The sequence below is a fragment of the Actinomycetota bacterium genome (assembly GCA_028698215.1).
Taxonomy (GTDB): Bacteria; Actinomycetota; Humimicrobiia; order Humimicrobiales; family Humimicrobiaceae; genus Halolacustris.
This window is the reverse complement of sequence record JAQVDY010000006.1, coordinates 1-17,496: the sequence shown is the minus strand read 5'-3', so window position 1 is coordinate 17,496 and position 17,496 is coordinate 1. Positions and strand designations below refer to the sequence as shown.

The window sequence follows — 17,496 nt, the reverse complement described above, 5'->3', positions numbered from 1 at the left end:
TTATATGTAATAAAGGAAGTTAAATGACTAAAAGCGAGAGCGAGCACAGGAAAGACATTATAGAGATCTGCCATAGGGTATATGCCCAGGGCTGGGTAGCTGCCAATGACGGCAATGTATCGGTTAAGATGGATAATAACCTGTACCTATGCACCCCTACCGGAAGAAGTAAGGGCTATCTTACCAGCGACCAGCTGATTAAGGTAGATGGGGAAGGACGTAAGCTGGAAGGGGAGCTGGAGCCCTCTTCAGAAATCAAGATGCATCTGGATGTTTATAAAAACCGGCCGGATGTGGGGTCAGTGGTACATGCCCATCCCCCTACAGCTACTGGTTTTGCCTGTGCAGGGATGGCTTTGGACCAGTGTGTTATTCCGGAAGTGGTTATAGCTTTGGGATCCATACCTCTCACCAAATATGGAACCCCTTCCACGGAAGAGATACCTAATAATATCCGGGAGTACCTGCCCCATCATAATGCTTTTTTACTGGAAAACCATGGGGCTCTGTCTATAGGCTCAGATGTATACCAGGCTTATTACCGGATGGAGAGCATGGAGCTGTTTGCCAAGATTTACCTGGTGGCCAGGCAGTTGGGACAGATTAACTTAATAGATAAGGAAAATGTGGAAAAGATGCTAAAGCTCAGGCAGGAATGGGGAATGGACCAGCATTATGCAGGATGCAGGATAAATTCAGAGCAGCTGGGCCCGGAGACCGGGGCTGGCAGAAGCGGGGACACCATCACTATGACCAAGGATGAGCTGTCCAGGCTGATAACTAAAATAGTGTCTAATATATTGGATAATAATAAATAAACACTACTAAAATATTTATTTTTGTTTATAATTATAAATTCGTAAACCATAAGATAAAAAAGGAGAAACAAAAATGGCAGGAGAAGCAATTGGTTTAATCGAAACCAGAGGACTAGTAGGATCAGTAGAAGCAGCTGACGCAATGGTTAAAGCTGCAAATGTTACCTTGATGGGCCAGGAAAGAATCGGCGGCGGCTTGGTAACAGTTATAGTTAAAGGCGACGTAGGCGCAGTAAAGGCAGCTGTTGACGCTGGTGCTGCTGCCGCAAAAAGGGTAGGAGAACTTCTCTCAGTTCACGTTATTCCTAGACCTCATCAGGATCTGGACCTGATTTTACCTAGTGAATAAGCCAAAATTATTTATTGTTAAATAAAAGAGAGGTATTTTAAAGTGGATACCGAAAAACTAATTCGGGATGTGGTTATTAGCGTAATGGAAAAACTGCAGTCCGAGCCAAAAGTACCTCAGAAGGCGGTTGCTAGCCAGGATATGGGACAGGTAAAAACAGGTAACAGGAAAATAGTATGCGGGGTATCAGTAAGGCATGTCCACCTTTGCCAGGAAGATTTGGATACATTGTTTGGCAAGGGCTACAAGCTTACTCCCTTAAGGGAACTTTATAACCCCGGATTTGCAGCCAAAGAAACAGTCACAGTGGTAGGACCTAAACTTAATGCCCTGCAGAATGTGAGGATCCTGGGGCCTTTAAGGGACAGGTCACAGGTGGAGTTGGCTAAAACTGACTGCATCATATTGGGGGTAGACGCCCCGGTTAAGCCCAGCGGCAAGCTGGAGGGCACTTCCTCCGCGGTGATTGTGGGACCTAAAGGCGTGGTTTATCTAAAAGAAGGGGTCATAAGGGCAAACCGTCACATACATATGTGTACCGAGGATGCCAACTACTTTGGCCTAAAAGACAATGATGAAGTTGATGTAAGGGTACCCGGGCCAAAAGGCCTTACCTTTAATAATGTGCAGGTAAGGGTTGCTCCTGATTTTAAAACTGAGATGCATGTGGATACTGATGATGCCAATGCGGCTGATATTGTTAACGGCAGCTTGGTAGAAGTAGTTGATGCTTCCTGTATTGCCCCTATTGCGCCGCAGATGGCTAATGCCAATGGGACTCCCCCGGAGATTCCTGACGGCAGTTATGCAGGAGAGATCACTGATATCAATGTACTGAAAAGCATCAATTCAAGCTCTGCTAATGACCAGGCCCAGACAATAGAAGTGCCATCGGCTCCTGAAAGCAGCAATGGCAGAAAACTGGTAATTACTGCAGATGACCTGGACCAGTACAGGGATACCGGCATAACTTTGGGCCCCAATGTTATATTAACCCCGCTGGCTAGAGACGAAGCAAAAGAAAGAGGTATTAAGATCAATTGATTTACAAAGTAATGAAATTTACAGGGGGTAAGATGTGGCTATAGATGAAAAAACCGTAGAGAGAATAGTAAGAAGTGTGGTGGATAACCTTTCGGTTAGCCAAAATTCTACCAGCCTTAAGGCTTCATCTGTGGTTACCTCTGCTGATGGTTTGTTTGATAATATTGAGGATGCCATAAAGGCAGCAAAAGTAGCTCAACAGCAACTATCCGCTATGGGTAAAGATATCCGCTACAAGATAGTGGATTCAATCCGCAGGGAATGCAGAAAGCATATAGAAAACTTTGCCAGGTTAAGTGTAGATGAAACCAAGATGGGCAACTTTGAGGATAAAAAAGAAAAGGTAAGAGTGGCTATCGATTGGACAGTGGGTCCCGAAGAGCTGGAAGTTACCACTTTTAGCAGTGATGACGGAACCCAGACTTTCGAGATGGCTCCATGGGGAGTGATAGGGGCTATAACTCCTATGACCAACCCTACTCCCATGGTTATCAATAATACTATAATCATGGTTTCCGCAGGAAACTCAGTGGTATTCCTGCCTCATCCGGCAGCTAATAAGTGTACCCTGGAATCCTTTAAGGTAGTTCATAAGGCTATAGTGGATGCCGGCGGGCCTCCCAACCTTATTACCGCTACCAGGGAAGCCAAGATGCAGAATGCAGCTGCCGTGTTTAAAAGCCCGGATATAAATTTAATTTGTGCTACCGGGGGGCCCCAGATAGTGGATATGGCTATGAAGAGCGGCAAGAAGGCTATTGGCGCCGGACCCGGCAATCCGCCGGCAGTGGTAGACGATACCGCAGATATCGAACTGGCAGCCAGCGAAATCGCCTTTGGAGCTGCTTTTGACAACAATATATTGTGTAATGACGAGAAGGTAATTATTGTACTGAGAAGCGTGGCTGACAGGTTCCTTTCTGCCATTGCTAAAAACAAGACAGTGGTACTAAACCCGGATCAGGCTGCCAAGGTAACCGGTCTGGTAGTAAAAGATGGAGAGATAGTTAAACCATTGATGGGCAAGGATTGCCCGGTAATCCTGCAGCAGGCAGGCATCAATGTGGACAACTCGGTTAAGCTGGCGGTGTTTGTGGCAGATTCCATTTCCCATCCGCTGGTACAGCATGAGCAGCTTATGCCCATAGTGCCCATATTGATTGCAGATACCTTTGAGCAGGCAGTAGATATGGCCTGTGAAGTAGAGCATGGTTTCAGGCATACCGCTATGGTCCATTCCAAAGACCTGAGCCGTATAACCTATTATGGCCAGAAGATCGGCACTACTAATTTTATTGTCAACGGGGCTTCTCAAAGAAGCGCCGGAACCCTGGCCACAGGCGGAACATCCTGGACCCTGGCTGGTGCTACCGGGGAAGGGCATACCACCCCCAGGACTTTCACCAGGCAGCGAAAAATAACTATGTACCGCTCTATGAACTTTGTGAAATAGGGCTTTGAAAGGAGATTTTAACCGATGAACGGGGAAGCAATAGGACTTATTGAAACCAGGGGACTGGTGGGGGCCACCGAAGCTGCAGATGCTATGGTAAAGGCGGCCAATGTTAAGCTTATATCCAAGGCTTATGTAGGCAGCGGTTATGCTGCCGTAATCATATCCGGCGATGTAGGCGCAGTTAAGGCTGCTTTGGACTCAGGCTCAGCAGCAGCCAAGAGGATTGGAGAAATCATAAGTGTACATATAATACCCAGGCCTCATCCTGATTTGGAAAAAATTATATCGGGCAAGATGGTTCGTGACGGCAAGGGCACTTTTCCCCGGTCACGAAGCCGTAAACAGGAAAAACCGGCCAAGGTAAGCGGCGGAAAGAAGAAAAACAAAAAATAGATAGGGCGGAATTAGATTAATGGAAAAGTCTATTGGAATTGTAGAGTTTCGCAGTATTGCTATTGGAATTGGGGCCATAGATACTCTGGTCAAGGCCTCAGATGTAAGGATATTGGATGCTAAAACCATCTGTCCGGGAAAATATTATATTGTATTTGCGGGCAGCGTTAGCGCTGTATCCAATTCCCTGCAGGTAGTAGTAGATGAAAATGAAAACTTTATCATAGATTATGGGGCTGTATCCAATGTTTACCCCGAGCTGTTTTCTGCTATCAACCAGGCTTCGGAGGTAAAGGAATGGAAGTCCATAGGCGTGGTAGAAACCCTTACTTCGCCTTCTATTATCGTGGCTGCGGATGCTGCGGTTAAAGCTACATCGGTAGACCTGGTAGAGATAAGGATCGCCAGGGCTATTGGCGGCAAAAATATGGTCATAATCAATGGTGATGTATCTTCAGTTAATGAATCAATTTCGGCAGCCATATCTTATGCCCGGGAAAAAGATTTTTTAGTAGATTACAGGGTAATAGCATCACCACATAAGGATTTGTATAGGGCAATAATGTAAATTATGGGAATAAAACTAGATTACGGCAATACCAAACTAGAGGTAGAGGTTCCGGAAAGGAACCTGCTGTATGTGCTGGAAACCAGGCCCACTAAACCGGTGGACCATCCTGAGCAGAAAATCGCTGAAAGTATTAAAAACCCCATTGACAGCCAGCCGCTGGAGAAACTGGTGGCAGGCAAAAAAGATGTTTGTATCATTATTTCAGATTCCACCAGGGCAGTGCCTACCCGGTTGATTTTAGAGGTGCTTCTGGCGGAGCTGGAAAGCTATGGCATAGCCCGGGAAAACATTACCATACTCATTGCTACCGGGCTGCACCGGCCCAATGTAGGTAAAGAGTTAGAACAGCTGGTAGGCAAAAACATAGCTGAAACCTACCGCATTATAAATCATGATGCCCGGGACCGTCAGTCTTGCCAGGATATTGGGCAGACTTCCCAGGGCACTCCCGTCATTTTAAATAAGAATTACCTAAAAGCTGACTTTAAAATTTTAACCGGCTTGATCGAACCCCATTTTATGGCCGGTTTTTCTGGAGGAAGAAAATCCATATGCCCCGGCATTAGCTATATGGATATGTTTAAATACTTTCATGGCCCGGCCATACTGGAGTCCAGCCATTCCACCACCGGGGTGCTGGACGGCAATCCCTTCCATGAAGAGGCTACTGAAATAGCAAAGAAAGCAGGGGTAGATTTTATAGTAAATGTGACTATTAACAAGGAAAAGCAGGTTACCGGCATATTCTGCGGTGACCTGGTAACGGCCCACCGGCAGGGGGCAGAGTTCTGCCTTAAGTCCAGCAGGGCAGAAATTAGCCAGGAGGCAGATATAGTTATTACTACCGGAGGCGGCCTGCCCCTGGATGTAAATGTCTATCAGGCTGTAAAAGGCATGGTAGGCTGCCTGCCTGCGGTAAAACAGGACGGCATGATAATTATTGCTGCCCAGTGCATCCAGGAAATAGGCAGCCAGGAATTTACACAGCTCCTAAAATCAGAAAAGGATTTAGGCCGGTTCATGGACAGGATCTGCAATACCGACTATTTTAAAATAGACCAGTGGGAGCTGGAAGAGCTGGCAAAGGCCAGGAAAAAAGCGGAGATATATTTGTACAGCCATTGCCTGACGGACTGCGGCCAGGGTATACCTGAAGATACCCTTAAATTGGTTAATTCGGTTTCGGAAGCTTTAGATATTGGGTTTGCCCGGTATGGGAAAGATGCAAAAGTTACCGTAATTCCAGAAGGGCCTTATGTTATGCCATTTCTAAAAAAATAGTTTCCCATCGCCACCTACCCAATACTTTTTTTATCAACAATAACAGGTAAATAACATGAAAAAAAAGTATCTGCAACAATTACAGGAAATTGTCGGCCAGGATTTTGTGTTTACTGATCCGGAGGATATGATTGCTTTTAGCTATGATTCCACCCGCCTGGAGTACCTTCCGGAGGCGGTGGTAAGACCCCAGAATGCAAAACAGGTCAGCCAGGTAATGAAGCTGGCCTACCAGGAGGGCATCCCGGTTACTCCCCGGGGAGCAGCTACCGGGTTAAGCGGCGGCTGCCTGCCGGTAAAAGGGGGACTGATACTGGCCACGGTTAACATGAACCGTATTTTTGAGGTCAACCCGGTGGACCTGCTAATAGAGGCAGAGGCAGGGGCCATTACTGAAGAGGTCGACCTGGCTGCCAGAAAGTATAATCTTTTTTATCCTCCCGATCCGGGGAGTATGAATTGCTCTACCATTGGAGGAAATATTGCTGAAAATGCCGGGGGGCTGAGAGGCCTGAAGTATGGGGTAACCAAGGATTATGTCAGCAGCATGGAAGTGGTGCTTCCTACCGGGGAGATAGTTAACCTGGGAACCAGGACGGTCAAAGGGGTGACCGGCTATAATTTAAAGGACCTTATAGTTGGTTCAGAAGGTACCTTGGGTATTGTTACCAGGGCTACCTTAAAACTGCTTCCGGTACCTCCGGCCAGGGCCAGCCTGCTGGCTTTGTTTGGCCAGCTTACTGATGCGGCCCAGACAGTAAGGGATATAGTGGCGGAGGGAATTATCACCGCCACCTTGGAAATTGTGGATAATGTGACCATAAATGCCATTGAAGACTATCTGGGCATAGGCCTGGACAGGAGTATAGGGGCCATGCTGCTGATAGAGGTAGACGGGCAGCAGGGAGCGGTGGAAGCGGAAGCAGAAACGGTAAAGAAGGTCTGCCAGAAAAATAATGCATCATCCTGCCAGGTAGCTACATCGGCCCAGGAAAGGGATACCATATGGGCGGCGCGCAGGGCGGCCTTGTCTTCGCTGGCCAGGGTTAAACCATCTACTATATTGGAAGATGCCACCATTCCCCGCAGCAGGATAGTGGAACTGGTAGAGGCAGTTAATGCCATAGCCCAGAAATATGATATGATGATTGGCACTTTTGGCCATGCCGGGGATGGAAACCTGCATCCCACCCTGCTTACCGATCTGAGGATACCGGAGGAGCAGGAAAAAGTGGAAAAGGTCATTGAAGAGATATTTGAAGCCACTATTGCCCTGGGAGGGACCCTGTCCGGTGAGCATGGCATCGGCATCAGCAAAGCCAAGTACCTTAAGATGGAAATAAGCGATGATGTTTTCGGCCTGATGAAAAGGGTTAAAAAAGCGTTTGACCCTGATAATATCTTGAATCCAGGCAAAATGTATTTTGACAGTTAACCTATAAACATAAGGTAAGGATATGGTAAAAAAAGAATCAAAAATAAATATAGCTAACCTGTCCGACGCCCTGTTTAACTGCAGCAGGTGCGGCAACTGTCTGGCAGTTTGTCCTATTTACAAGCAGACTTTGGATGAAAGTGTTACTCCCCGGGGGAAATTAAGCTTATTGGAAGCGGTAGAAAAAGGGACTATTGGCTATACGGATAAAATTTCAAAAAAGATTTATACCTGTACCCTGTGTAATTATTGTGCCAATGAATGCCCCAGCGGGGTAGATTTAAAGGAAATATTTAAAGCAGCCCGGCTGGACCTGGTGGACAGCCACCGTTATCCGGAAGTTCTGGATATGTTAAAAAAACGTATAGCAGAAGGCCATAATGTGACCTTTGATACCAATGAAGGGCGGGCTGACTGGGTAAAGCAGCTTCCGGGGGCAGAGCCGGAGCAATTTCTAAAGGATAAGGCGGAAGTGGTCTACTTTGTGGGCTGTGTCTCTTCTTTTTCACCCCGCACCTTTTCCATTCCCCGGTCCATTATCCAGATTTTCCAGCAGGCTGAAGTGGATTTTACCTTGCTGGGAGAACAGGAATGGTGCTGCGGATTTCCCCTGCTTTCAGCGGGGATGGAAGAGGAAGCCAGGGAGCTGGCCCGGTTTAACATAGCCACGGTTAAGCAAAAAGGAGCAAAAATTCTTGTAACTTCCTGCCCTTCCTGTTACCATACCTGGAAGCATGAATACAGCCAGCTGGCAGGAGAGGATATGGATTTTGAGGTTATGCACATATCCCAGTACCTGCTGTCCCTGATAAAAGAGGGCAGGCTGGACCTGGGTCCCATGGACATTAAAGTTACTTATCATGACCCCTGTGACCTGGGCAGAAACTCGGGGGTATTTGAGGAACCCAGGGAAGTTATAGGGGCGGTGCCGGGGCTGCAGTTTGTAGAGCTGGCCAAAAACAGGGCTAAGGCTAATTGCTGCGGCGGAGGCGGCAACCTGGAATCGCTGGATGCGGACCTGGCGGCTGAAATTGCCGGCAGTAAAGCCCGGGAGATAATAGAAACGGATGCGGACGTGGTAATATCGGGCTGCCAGCAGTGTGAGCGAACCATATCTACCGCATTGAAGAAAAAGAAAAAAGACCTTAATAAAAAAATTAAGGTCTGGGATATAGCCGAACTGGTATTAAATAGTTTGGAAAGCAAAAAATAGGAGGAAATGATGGAAATAGCAGGATATGAATTTTTAGATGACCTTTATTATGAAAAAAACCATTTCTGGGCCAAGGCAGATGACGACGGCATGGTAATTATGGGAGCTACTGATTTCTTCCAGAAACTGGCTGGTGATATAGTCTATATAGAGCTGCCCCTGGCCGGAGCCAAGGTAGAGCAGAGCAAGCCTTTTTCCAGCCTGGAATCAGGCAAATGGGTAGGCAAGCTTTATGCCCCGGTTACCGGAGAAATAGTAGAGGTAAATGAAGATTTGGAAGATGAACCGGAGCTCATCAATGAGTCTCCTTATGATGAAGGCTGGATAGCTAAGATAAAACCGGACAACCTGGATGAAGACTTAGCCAACCTGATGAAAGCTGGGCCTGAGTTCGAACAGTTTATAAAGGAAGAATCTGAGAAGCATGGCCAAAAATAAAATCAGAATAGAGGTGGAGCCTATAGGAAAAAGGCTCTACTTGGACCGGCCTGCCAATGGCTTGGAAGCTTTATTAGAAGCAGGGATTGGCATTAAGTCTGTCTGCGGAGGCAAGGGAACCTGCGGCAAGTGCAGGATAATAGTTCTGGATGCTGCTGATACTGCGGTAAGCGGCCAGGAAAAAAAGGTTCTTTTACCGGAAGAGATAAGCAAGGGGGTACGGCTGGCCTGCCAGCAGGTATTTGACCGGGACCTTAATATCTACATACCTGCCTCTTCTTTAAGCGAAGAGCAGAAACTACAGGTTTCCGGTACCGGCAGGGAGGTAGAGCCTGATCCAGTATGCCAAAAATACTGGGTGGAGGTTAGCCCGGCTACCCTGGAAGATGTTACCCCTGACTTTGACCGCATAGCTGGCCTGCTGGAAAAAAATTATAAGGTTAAGGCTGATAATATTGACTTTAAAGCCCTTTCGCTGCTGCCCCAAACCTTAAGGGATAACGGGTGGAAGGTAACGGTTAGCTTGCGGGGCACAGAAATCATTAATGTCGAGGGCGGAAATCAGGCTGGCCATAATTATGGCGTGGCCATAGATTTAGGCACTACCAAGATTGCGGCTCTTTTAGTGGACCTGTCTACCGGAGCTACCTTGGGCAGCAGGGGTATAATGAATCCCCAGATATCTTACGGTGAAGACGTGATGTCCAGGCTTAATTTTGCCCTGGCAGGTGGGGACAGCCTAAAAAAAATACAGGAAGTGGTTACTTCAGGTATTGACCAGGCTATAGGAAAGCTTTGCCAGGATCACCAGATTGACCGGAAACAGATAAATGAGATAACCTTGGTAGCCAATACCGCCATGCACCACCTGTTCCTGGGCTTGCCGGTAAGGCAGCTAAGCCTTTCTCCCTTTGTGTCTTTAACCGGACAGGCTTTAAGCGTTAAGGCTTGGCAGCTGGGAATAAATATTGCCCCCGGAGGATATGTCTACCTGCTTCCACCTATTGCCGGGTTTGTGGGTTCTGACCACCTGGCTATGGTTTTGGCTGCAGATATTGACCAGCTTAAGGGAAATATTATAGGTATTGATATTGGCACCAATACCGAGATTGCCTTAAAGACCAGCAGTGGAATTACCAGTGTATCCACTGCTTCCGGGCCTGCTTTTGAGGGAGCCCATATCCGTTACGGGATGAGGGCTGCTCCCGGGGCCATTGAAAGGGTGGCCATAGACTCAGCCACCTGCCAGCCTTCCATTCAGACCATAGGCGACAAGGAGCCTTCCGGTATTTGTGGTTCTGGCATACTGGACTGTATAGCCGAATTAAGAAAGGCTAACCTTATAGATACCAGGGGCAAGTTTGTCCAGGATTCTAATTGTATTTTTAAAGATGAGCAGGAAGGGATGCAGTATCTATTGTCCGGCAAGCCAGGCCGGGACTATGTTTCTATCGGGCAGAAGGATATCGTGGAGATCCAGCTGGCCAAGGGAGCCATGAGAACGGGCATAGATATACTGCTAGATAATGCCCAGATAGACTTTACCCAGATAGACAAAATTATAATTGCCGGAGCCTTCGGCTCCTATATAGACCCCAAGAATGTCATAAACATAGGCATGTTTCCCCAGGTGGATCTAGGAAAGATTGTACAGGTTGGTAATGCTGCCGGAGTAGGGGCCAAGCAGGTTTTGGTTTCATCCAAATACAGGAAGAAAGCAGAAAACCTGGCTAAGAAAATTAATTATTTGGAATTAACCACCCATCCCAAGTTCAATGAATATTTTGTAAATAGTTTAGGTTTTCCTGAACCGGAAGAGATTTTTTAAAGGACCAGTAATGATTAAGATAAAATGGAGTAAAAGAGTAATTTCAGCACTGGTGCTGTCCGCAGCATTAGTGGTTTTAATAGTACTAATGTCACCGGTAGTAAGCTGCCGGGTAACCGAGCTGGCCAGCAGCATGTCTGCCAATGGGACCGGCCGTGATTTAAGCAAGGTTCCCAAGCTTACAGTGGGCACAGATACCTCCTATCCCCCTTTTGAGTTTTTAAACCAGGAGGGCAAGGCTGAAGGTTTTGACATAGATGTCATTACCGAAATCGGAAACAGGCTGGGAAAAGAGATAGAGATAAAATCCGTAGCCTATGATTCCCTTTACCAGGAGCTGGATGCGGGCAACATTGACCTGGCTATTTCTGCCCTGCCAATTTTGGAGGATAAAAAGAATGCAGTTGATTATTCTGATGCCTATTATACTTTGGAGTATTTACTGATAAGTTTAAGTGATACCCAGATAATGATTAAGGAAGATATGGCCAGCAAGGATGTGGGCATATTAAGGACCGCCAAGGAGGGCTTGTCCGAAGAGGTATTGGCCAGGTACAGGATAGCCGATTATGAGGATATAAAGGTTATGATGGACGATCTTAAGGCTAAGAATATAGAGGGGGTTTTAATTTCAAAGCCTATTGCCATTAATATTCTAAACCAGGATGGAATGCTTTACCGGGTATTGGACACCATTAAATCCAAGCGTGATTTTGTAATTGCCATGGGCAAGAATTCGCAAATATTAGAAGATATAAACCAGGCTATCGCCCAGATGGCCCAGGATGGAACTGCTGCTGAAATTTATGATAAGTGGTTTGTGCTACAGTAGGGTAATTTTTTTATACAGCTAAGGTTTGTAGCAAGTCTAAAAATTATAAAATAAAATTTGATTGCAAACTATAATATTTGTATGATACTATGCTTATTGAGGGGAGTCGTTAAAAAGTGGCGTCCAGGCTTTTTAAAATTGACTCCCCTCTTTTTTATGCCTTGTTTTCGTATAATCTTTTATATTATTAAATATAAAAGTATTAATACATTTAATGATAATAAATATGATTATGTTTGTCAAGTATTTATATATAAATTAATATATAAAATTAATGGTTTATAAAATTGAAAAAAAATAAAATATATTTTGATTTTTAGGGTGACTTTGTATTAAAATTAATAAAACATAAATTAATTAGATGCTTTGAAGCTTTTCCTCAACCTGGACGCTTGGGAAAAGTGGAGCAAGTAGCGTAACCGGCTAATTAGGCCGGTTTTTTTTGTGCTTTAAAAATTGGGGCTTGAGGGGATTGCCGATATTGTCAGGCTCCAAAAAATTAAGGAAGTAAAAAAGTGTTTACCAGTATAGGGTTTGATCCTTTGTTTTCAGTAATAGGTCTTTGCTTAGCGGCAGCGGGTATTTTAATCATGGCCAGGATTTGGGTATCTAAAAGAAGACTATCACACTGGAAACATGTTAAGGGATCCAAGGATTTCAAGTATGGTAAATAAAAAAGAAAAAAAATTTGACAAGGAGTTCATCAAACAAATATAATTAAATACTAATAGTATTATAAAATATGTTTTAATAGTTTAGATGCTTTGAAGCTTTTCCTCAATCTGGACGCTTGGGAAAAGTGGAGCAAGTAGCGTAACCGGCTAATTCAGCCGGTTTTTTTATTTTAAGAACTTAACATAAATGGGGGGTCACATGTTTAAGAGAAGCAAATATTCAATAGGAACCAAATTGGCATCCTTTATGGTGGTGGTAGGGCTGTTGATGCTACTAGTACCAATCAATACCGTTTTTGCTGATTCCGGCATCGAAGAAGGTGATGGCTGGATTAAGTATGACGGTGGTGTCAAGGATGGAGTTACCCATACCGCAGACGGATGCATCATAACTGGTGTACTGATAAAAGCCGGTAAATGGGGAGACAGCCCCAGTTTAGGTAATGGTAAATATGGTTATATCCAGCATGATGACGGCAGTGTCACCTACTGGGTAAAAGAGGGCAGTGATCCTGCTCCTACCGAACTGGCTTACCAGGTTAGCGGGGTAGGTACCAGCAGCGCTACGGTTACCAGGCTGGGCGACTCCAATATGATCCAGGAAATAAGCCATATAACCTTTTACCTTGATTGCACCCAACCCCCCCAGGCTTCTATTAAGGTAAACAAGGTGGATAATCTGGGAAATGCTCTGGACGGAGCAGTTATAGGTTTATATAGCATTAATAATGATACAGGTTCAGAGATAGACAGGAAAACCTCCAGCGGGGGTAAGGTCATTTTTGGTAACCTGAATATAAATACTACTTATTTTGTTCATGAGATAAGTGCTCCCGCCGGATATTCTGCAGATAACGGCTGGTATGAAGTAACTACCAGTGCAGATGGTTCAGAAGTTGCCCTGGGCCATAATATTGTTAATAATCCTGTAAGCCAGTACGGTTCCATAAAAATAAATAAAGCTACCACCGATGGCCTGTATGGTACTTTTAACTTTACCATTGTCCAGCAGAATGTAGCTGACCCCTATAGCACTACCGTATCTATCACCGTTCCGGAAGGCGGCCCTTACAACCAGTCAACCACAGTGGGAAACCTTCCCGCCGGCGATTACCTGGTTACTGAAACCGGGGGAGATGCCAGTGCATCTTTTAGCCTTCCTGCCGGAAAGAGTGCTTCGGTTACCGTAGGCTCTACTTCCCAGGTTAGTTTTACCAATACCCCCAACACGGCTAAAGGCCAGGTAACCATAACTAAAAACATAGGCCAGGCATTGGACGCAGATATTACTTTCTACTTTGACATAACTCCGGATGCAGCCGGCATATCTGAGCCAATGGGAGTTACCATACCTGCCGGCAGCACTTCTGCCAGCTACGGCCCCTTTGAAGTGCCGCTGGGTACCCAGTTTAGCATAAGTGAGATTAACATACCTACCGGCTGGTCGCTTGCTTCCAGCAGCGGTACCAGCTTTACCTTAAGCAGTGACAGCAGTACTGCCACTGCAGTGTTTAACAACACCAAGGAAAGCCAGAAGGGTGCTATCAAGATTAATAAAACTACTACCGGAGGCTTAACCGGAACCTTTTTGTTTGAAATATTGGATGGAAATGGAAACAAGGTAGGAGATCAGCTCTCTATTACCATTACCGGCGGCGGCGGAAACTACAGCGGCTCTGCCACTGTATCTGACCTGGAGCCGGGCAGCTACACCGTAAAAGAGGTAGGGTCCACCAATGAAAGCGCTTCCTTTAGCCTGCCGGCAGACCAGACAGTAACCGTAACTGCAGGGGCAACTGCTACTGCCAGCTTTACCAATACCCCCAATGACCAGTACGGTTCCATAAAAATAAATAAAGCTACCACCGATGGCCTGTATGGTACTTTTAACTTTACCATTGTCCAGCAGAATGTAGCTGACCCCTATAGCACTACCGTATCTATCACCGTTCCGGAAGGCGGCCCTTACAACCAGTCAACCACAGTGGGAAACCTTCCCGCCGGCGATTACCTGGTTACTGAAACCGGGGGAGATGCCAGTGCATCTTTTAGCCTTCCTGCCGGAAAGAGTGCTTCGGTTACCGTAGGCTCTACTTCCCAGGTTAGTTTTACCAATACCCCCAACACGGCTAAAGGCCAGGTAACCATAACTAAAAACATAGGCCAGGCATTGGACGCAGATATTACTTTCTACTTTGACATAACTCCGGATGCAGCCGGCATATCTGAGCCAATGGGAGTTACCATACCTGCCGGCAGCACTTCTGCCAGCTACGGCCCCTTTGAAGTGCCGCTGGGTACCCAGTTTAGCATAAGTGAGATTAACATACCTACCGGCTGGTCGCTTGCTTCCAGCAGCGGTACCAGCTTTACCTTAACTGAAGATGATGATTCAGCGGAAGCAGTATTTAACAATGAAGAAGTGATCGGGTACCTGGCCATCGATAAATCATTCCTGGAGGGACAAGTCGGTTCTGGTACTTTTGGTTTTGAAGTGTACCAGGCAGAAACCGGAGGTACGGCTATTGCTTCTACCACCATTACCATTACCCAGGGCACTAATGGATCTAAAACCATATCCAGTGAAGAGTTAGTACCTGGAACTACCTATTACCTGCAAGAGGTTTCCGGCCCTGGCACCAATACCATACCTGGCAGCGGCAGGGTGGCAGTGGTGGCTGCCGATAGTGCCGAAACTGCCAATACCGCTTATTTTGTAAATGATATAGGCGGCTCTATCTTAATAAACAAAGCTTTTACAGGAGGAGTTGCCAGTTCGGGCACTTTCCAGTTTGGAATATTTGATGCTGAATCTGGAGGCAACCAGGTAGCCACTGCCAGCTTAACCATAAATGGAGCCACTAGCGGCACCGTCTCTGTTTCCGGCTTAATTCTGGGACAGACCTATTATGTGGAAGAAATAGCTGGACCGGGCACTAATGTAGTTCCCGGAGCCGGTAACAGGATTGCAGTAGTAGCAGCAGTTGATCCCGGGCAGGCAGCTACTGCTGATTTTGAAAATGATCCCGGAACGGGCTCCATAACCGTACATAAGCTGTTTGGTGCAGGCTTAGGTGCCTTAGTGGCCTCACCGGCAGTAGGTACTCCTACTTTTACTTTCTCTATTAACACTACACCGGTGCAGACTGCTACTATTACCGGAGAAGGCACTGCAACCTTTACCGGCCTGCTGGCAGGCAATACCTATACTATTACCGAGGCTACTACCGGTTATTCCACCTATGTTTCCTATACCGCCGGCGGCTGGACTCCCGGTATAACTATTGCCGCTGAGGTAGAGGATGGCCAGGATACCGATGTTTATTTCTTAAATGATACCGTAATTGAAATACCTGGTTCCATAACCGTACATAAGATAATAGGGGAGGGAGTAGATGCTGATACCGTATTTAACTTCTCCATAAATACAGTGCCGGCCCAGACAGTGACCATACAGGGTGCAGGTACCGCTACCTTTGCCAACATAGAGCCGGGCACCTATACCATAACAGAAACTACTACCGGTTTTGCCACCTCGGTGTCTTACGATGGGGCTGCCTGGACCGAGACAGGATCTATAGGAGCTATAGTTAGCGGGGGCTCTGATACCGATGTATATTTCTTAAATGAAGAAGAGGATGAAGAAGTTGAGGTCCTGGGAATAAGCGAACCCCCGGTAATAGAGGTTTTGGGTATAACCGAGGAGCTGCCTTATACCGGCTACAGCAAATGGTACTATATTGCCGGGCTGGTTTTGGTGCTGGGCGGCGTACTGCTTATCCAGTGGTTTAGAAGAAAAGAAAAGGTAGAATATTTTATATAATATATTGGGGTAGGCGGGCAGGTGGATACAATTTACCTGCCCGCTTTGATAAAAAAAGATTTGTTGACAGCGCGGATATTAGTGAATTATAATAGTTTTGTAATATAATAGTTATAGAATAATACAGTTTGGAAGCAATGAGGCTTTTCCCGGAAACTGGACGCTTGGGGGAAGTGGAGCAAGTAGCGTAACCGGCTAAATTTGGCCGGTTTTTTTTATAACAAAATAGATTAGAAAGGAGATGTCTTATGAAAAGGTTATTAATTATAGTTTTAGTTTTGGCAGTAGTGATTATGTTTAGTATACCGGCTGCTTTATTTGCAGCTTCTATAAATTTAGACTGGGATAATCCTACTGAGGAAGGTAATGATTGGAAAAAATATGAAGGGAGCGATCTATCGAACACAGAAGACCAAAAAGACAGTTTTTCATTAACTTCTGATGGTGATTGTATTATTAATAAGGTTGTTATAAAAGCAGGTACTTCTAGCATTGAAGTAACAAGTGATGGCTCTTATGGGATTGTTGAAGGTTTTAGTTATATTGAAATAGAAGGCATAGGCACAAAAACAGTAACAGTCACCGAAACAAATCTTGATGGTCCAAATCGCAAAGATATAAGCCATATTATTTTCTATTATAAATGCGACGGACCACCTCCACCAGAGACAGGCTGCCTAGAGATAATAAAGAATATTACAGGGGATATACCTGATACAGGCGAATATACCTTTACCTTTGATGTCTATGATGATGCGACCGCAGGCACTGCTGTTAAATCTGGGTTAGAAATAACAATAGATGTTGCTACCGACACCAGTGGTAGTGCAACTGCTTGTGATTTGGATCTGGAGACTGATTATTGGGTTGTTGAAACCAGTTCTGCTGGATGGGATAATGTCACTCCTGGGCTAAATGCTGCAGGAAGATTGGGTCCAATACAAGCTGTGGAAGACGGGCAGACTCTTAATTCGGTTACTTTTGTAAATGATCCCGGAGATACGCCACCGCCGCCTCCTCCACCACCACCACCTCCACCTCCACCTCCACCTCCACCACCACCACCAGAGGTGGAAGTAGCTGGTATTGATGAAGAGGCAGCACCGGTTATAGAAGTACTGGGTGTTTCTGAAGAACTTCCTTACACCGGGTTTAACTGGCTGTATTCAGTAGCAGGGCTGCTGCTTATAGCTGTAGGTGGAGCATTCTTAGCCTTAAGGCTTAAGCCTCAGAGGGTTAAGAAGTAAGACCGGATAGAATAGGTTAATTACATAAGAGCATCTTAAGAAATTAAGATGCTCTTTTAATAACTCTTGTAAAATTAGAAAAAATCATAAAAAA

At 45.7% G+C, this 17,496-nt stretch carries 14 protein-coding genes, 1 pseudogene and 3 riboswitches; all 15 genes and pseudogenes read left to right on the top strand.

The genetic code is table 11. The annotated features are described in order from the left end of the window. The first annotated feature begins 23 nt into the window (after positions 1–23). The 15 genes and pseudogenes from PHN32_03100 (at position 24) to PHN32_03030 (ending at position 17,402) form a co-directional block, all read left to right on the top strand. Positions 24–818, top strand: a complete 795-nt coding sequence (locus PHN32_03100; protein ID MDD3776577.1) for a class II aldolase/adducin family protein — start codon at positions 24–26, stop codon at positions 816–818. 73 nt (positions 819–891) lie between these two features. Then, positions 892–1,167 (top strand): BMC domain-containing protein, encoded by a 276-nt coding sequence (locus PHN32_03095; GenBank protein MDD3776576.1) that lies wholly within the window; start codon positions 892–894, stop codon positions 1,165–1,167. Positions 1,168–1,209: 42 nt separating this feature from the next. After that, positions 1,210–2,211, top strand: coding sequence for a phosphate propanoyltransferase (gene pduL, locus PHN32_03090; GenBank protein ID MDD3776575.1), 1,002 nt, complete (start codon positions 1,210–1,212; stop codon positions 2,209–2,211). Positions 2,212–2,245: 34 nt separating this feature from the next. Next, complete coding sequence (locus tag PHN32_03085) at positions 2,246–3,664, top strand: aldehyde dehydrogenase (protein MDD3776574.1); 1,419 nt, start codon at positions 2,246–2,248, stop codon at positions 3,662–3,664. 24 nt (positions 3,665–3,688) lie between these two features. Next, a pseudogene (locus PHN32_03080) lies at positions 3,689–3,952 on the top strand (BMC domain-containing protein). A 127-nt stretch (positions 3,953–4,079) separates the two neighbouring features. Next, positions 4,080–4,628, top strand: a complete 549-nt coding sequence (locus tag PHN32_03075; GenBank protein MDD3776573.1) for a BMC domain-containing protein — start codon at positions 4,080–4,082, stop codon at positions 4,626–4,628. 3 nt (positions 4,629–4,631) lie between these two features. Beyond that, entirely contained in the window at positions 4,632–5,912 is a 1,281-nt protein-coding gene (gene larA, locus PHN32_03070; protein MDD3776572.1) for a nickel-dependent lactate racemase, read from the top strand. 55 nt (positions 5,913–5,967) lie between these two features. Beyond that, complete coding sequence (locus tag PHN32_03065) at positions 5,968–7,347, top strand: FAD-linked oxidase C-terminal domain-containing protein (GenBank protein ID MDD3776571.1); 1,380 nt, start codon at positions 5,968–5,970, stop codon at positions 7,345–7,347. Positions 7,348–7,369: 22 nt separating this feature from the next. After that, on the top strand, positions 7,370–8,560 hold the full coding sequence (locus tag PHN32_03060; protein MDD3776570.1) for a (Fe-S)-binding protein: 1,191 nt from the start codon (positions 7,370–7,372) through the stop codon (positions 8,558–8,560). Between the two features lie 6 nt (positions 8,561–8,566). Then, on the top strand, positions 8,567–8,998 hold the full coding sequence (gene gcvH, locus PHN32_03055) for a glycine cleavage system protein GcvH (GenBank protein MDD3776569.1): 432 nt from the start codon (positions 8,567–8,569) through the stop codon (positions 8,996–8,998). Then, positions 8,985–10,826 (top strand): ASKHA domain-containing protein, encoded by a 1,842-nt coding sequence (locus PHN32_03050; GenBank protein MDD3776568.1) that lies wholly within the window; start codon positions 8,985–8,987, stop codon positions 10,824–10,826. Before gcvH ends, PHN32_03050 begins: the two co-directional genes overlap by 14 nt. A gap of 10 nt (positions 10,827–10,836) precedes the next feature. Continuing rightward, positions 10,837–11,658: a transporter substrate-binding domain-containing protein gene (locus tag PHN32_03045; protein MDD3776567.1), complete on the top strand. Its 822-nt coding sequence runs from the start codon at positions 10,837–10,839 to the stop codon at positions 11,656–11,658. 350 nt (positions 11,659–12,008) lie between these two features. Beyond that, positions 12,009–12,092: riboswitch (cyclic di-GMP riboswitch) on the top strand. An 81-nt stretch (positions 12,093–12,173) separates the two neighbouring features. Next, positions 12,174–12,332 carry a hypothetical protein gene (locus PHN32_03040; GenBank protein MDD3776566.1) on the top strand — a complete coding sequence of 53 codons (159 nt, stop codon included), beginning with the start codon at positions 12,174–12,176 and terminating at the stop codon, positions 12,330–12,332. 74 nt (positions 12,333–12,406) lie between these two features. Next, a riboswitch (cyclic di-GMP riboswitch) is annotated at positions 12,407–12,490 on the top strand. A gap of 41 nt (positions 12,491–12,531) precedes the next feature. Continuing rightward, positions 12,532–16,155 carry a prealbumin-like fold domain-containing protein gene (locus PHN32_03035; GenBank protein MDD3776565.1) on the top strand — a complete coding sequence of 1,208 codons (3,624 nt, stop codon included), beginning with the start codon at positions 12,532–12,534 and terminating at the stop codon, positions 16,153–16,155. Positions 16,156–16,276: 121 nt separating this feature from the next. Continuing rightward, a riboswitch (cyclic di-GMP riboswitch) is annotated at positions 16,277–16,361 on the top strand. 42 nt (positions 16,362–16,403) lie between these two features. Beyond that, positions 16,404–17,402 carry a hypothetical protein gene (locus PHN32_03030; protein MDD3776564.1) on the top strand — a complete coding sequence of 333 codons (999 nt, stop codon included), beginning with the start codon at positions 16,404–16,406 and terminating at the stop codon, positions 17,400–17,402. Positions 17,403–17,496 lie beyond the last annotated feature (94 nt).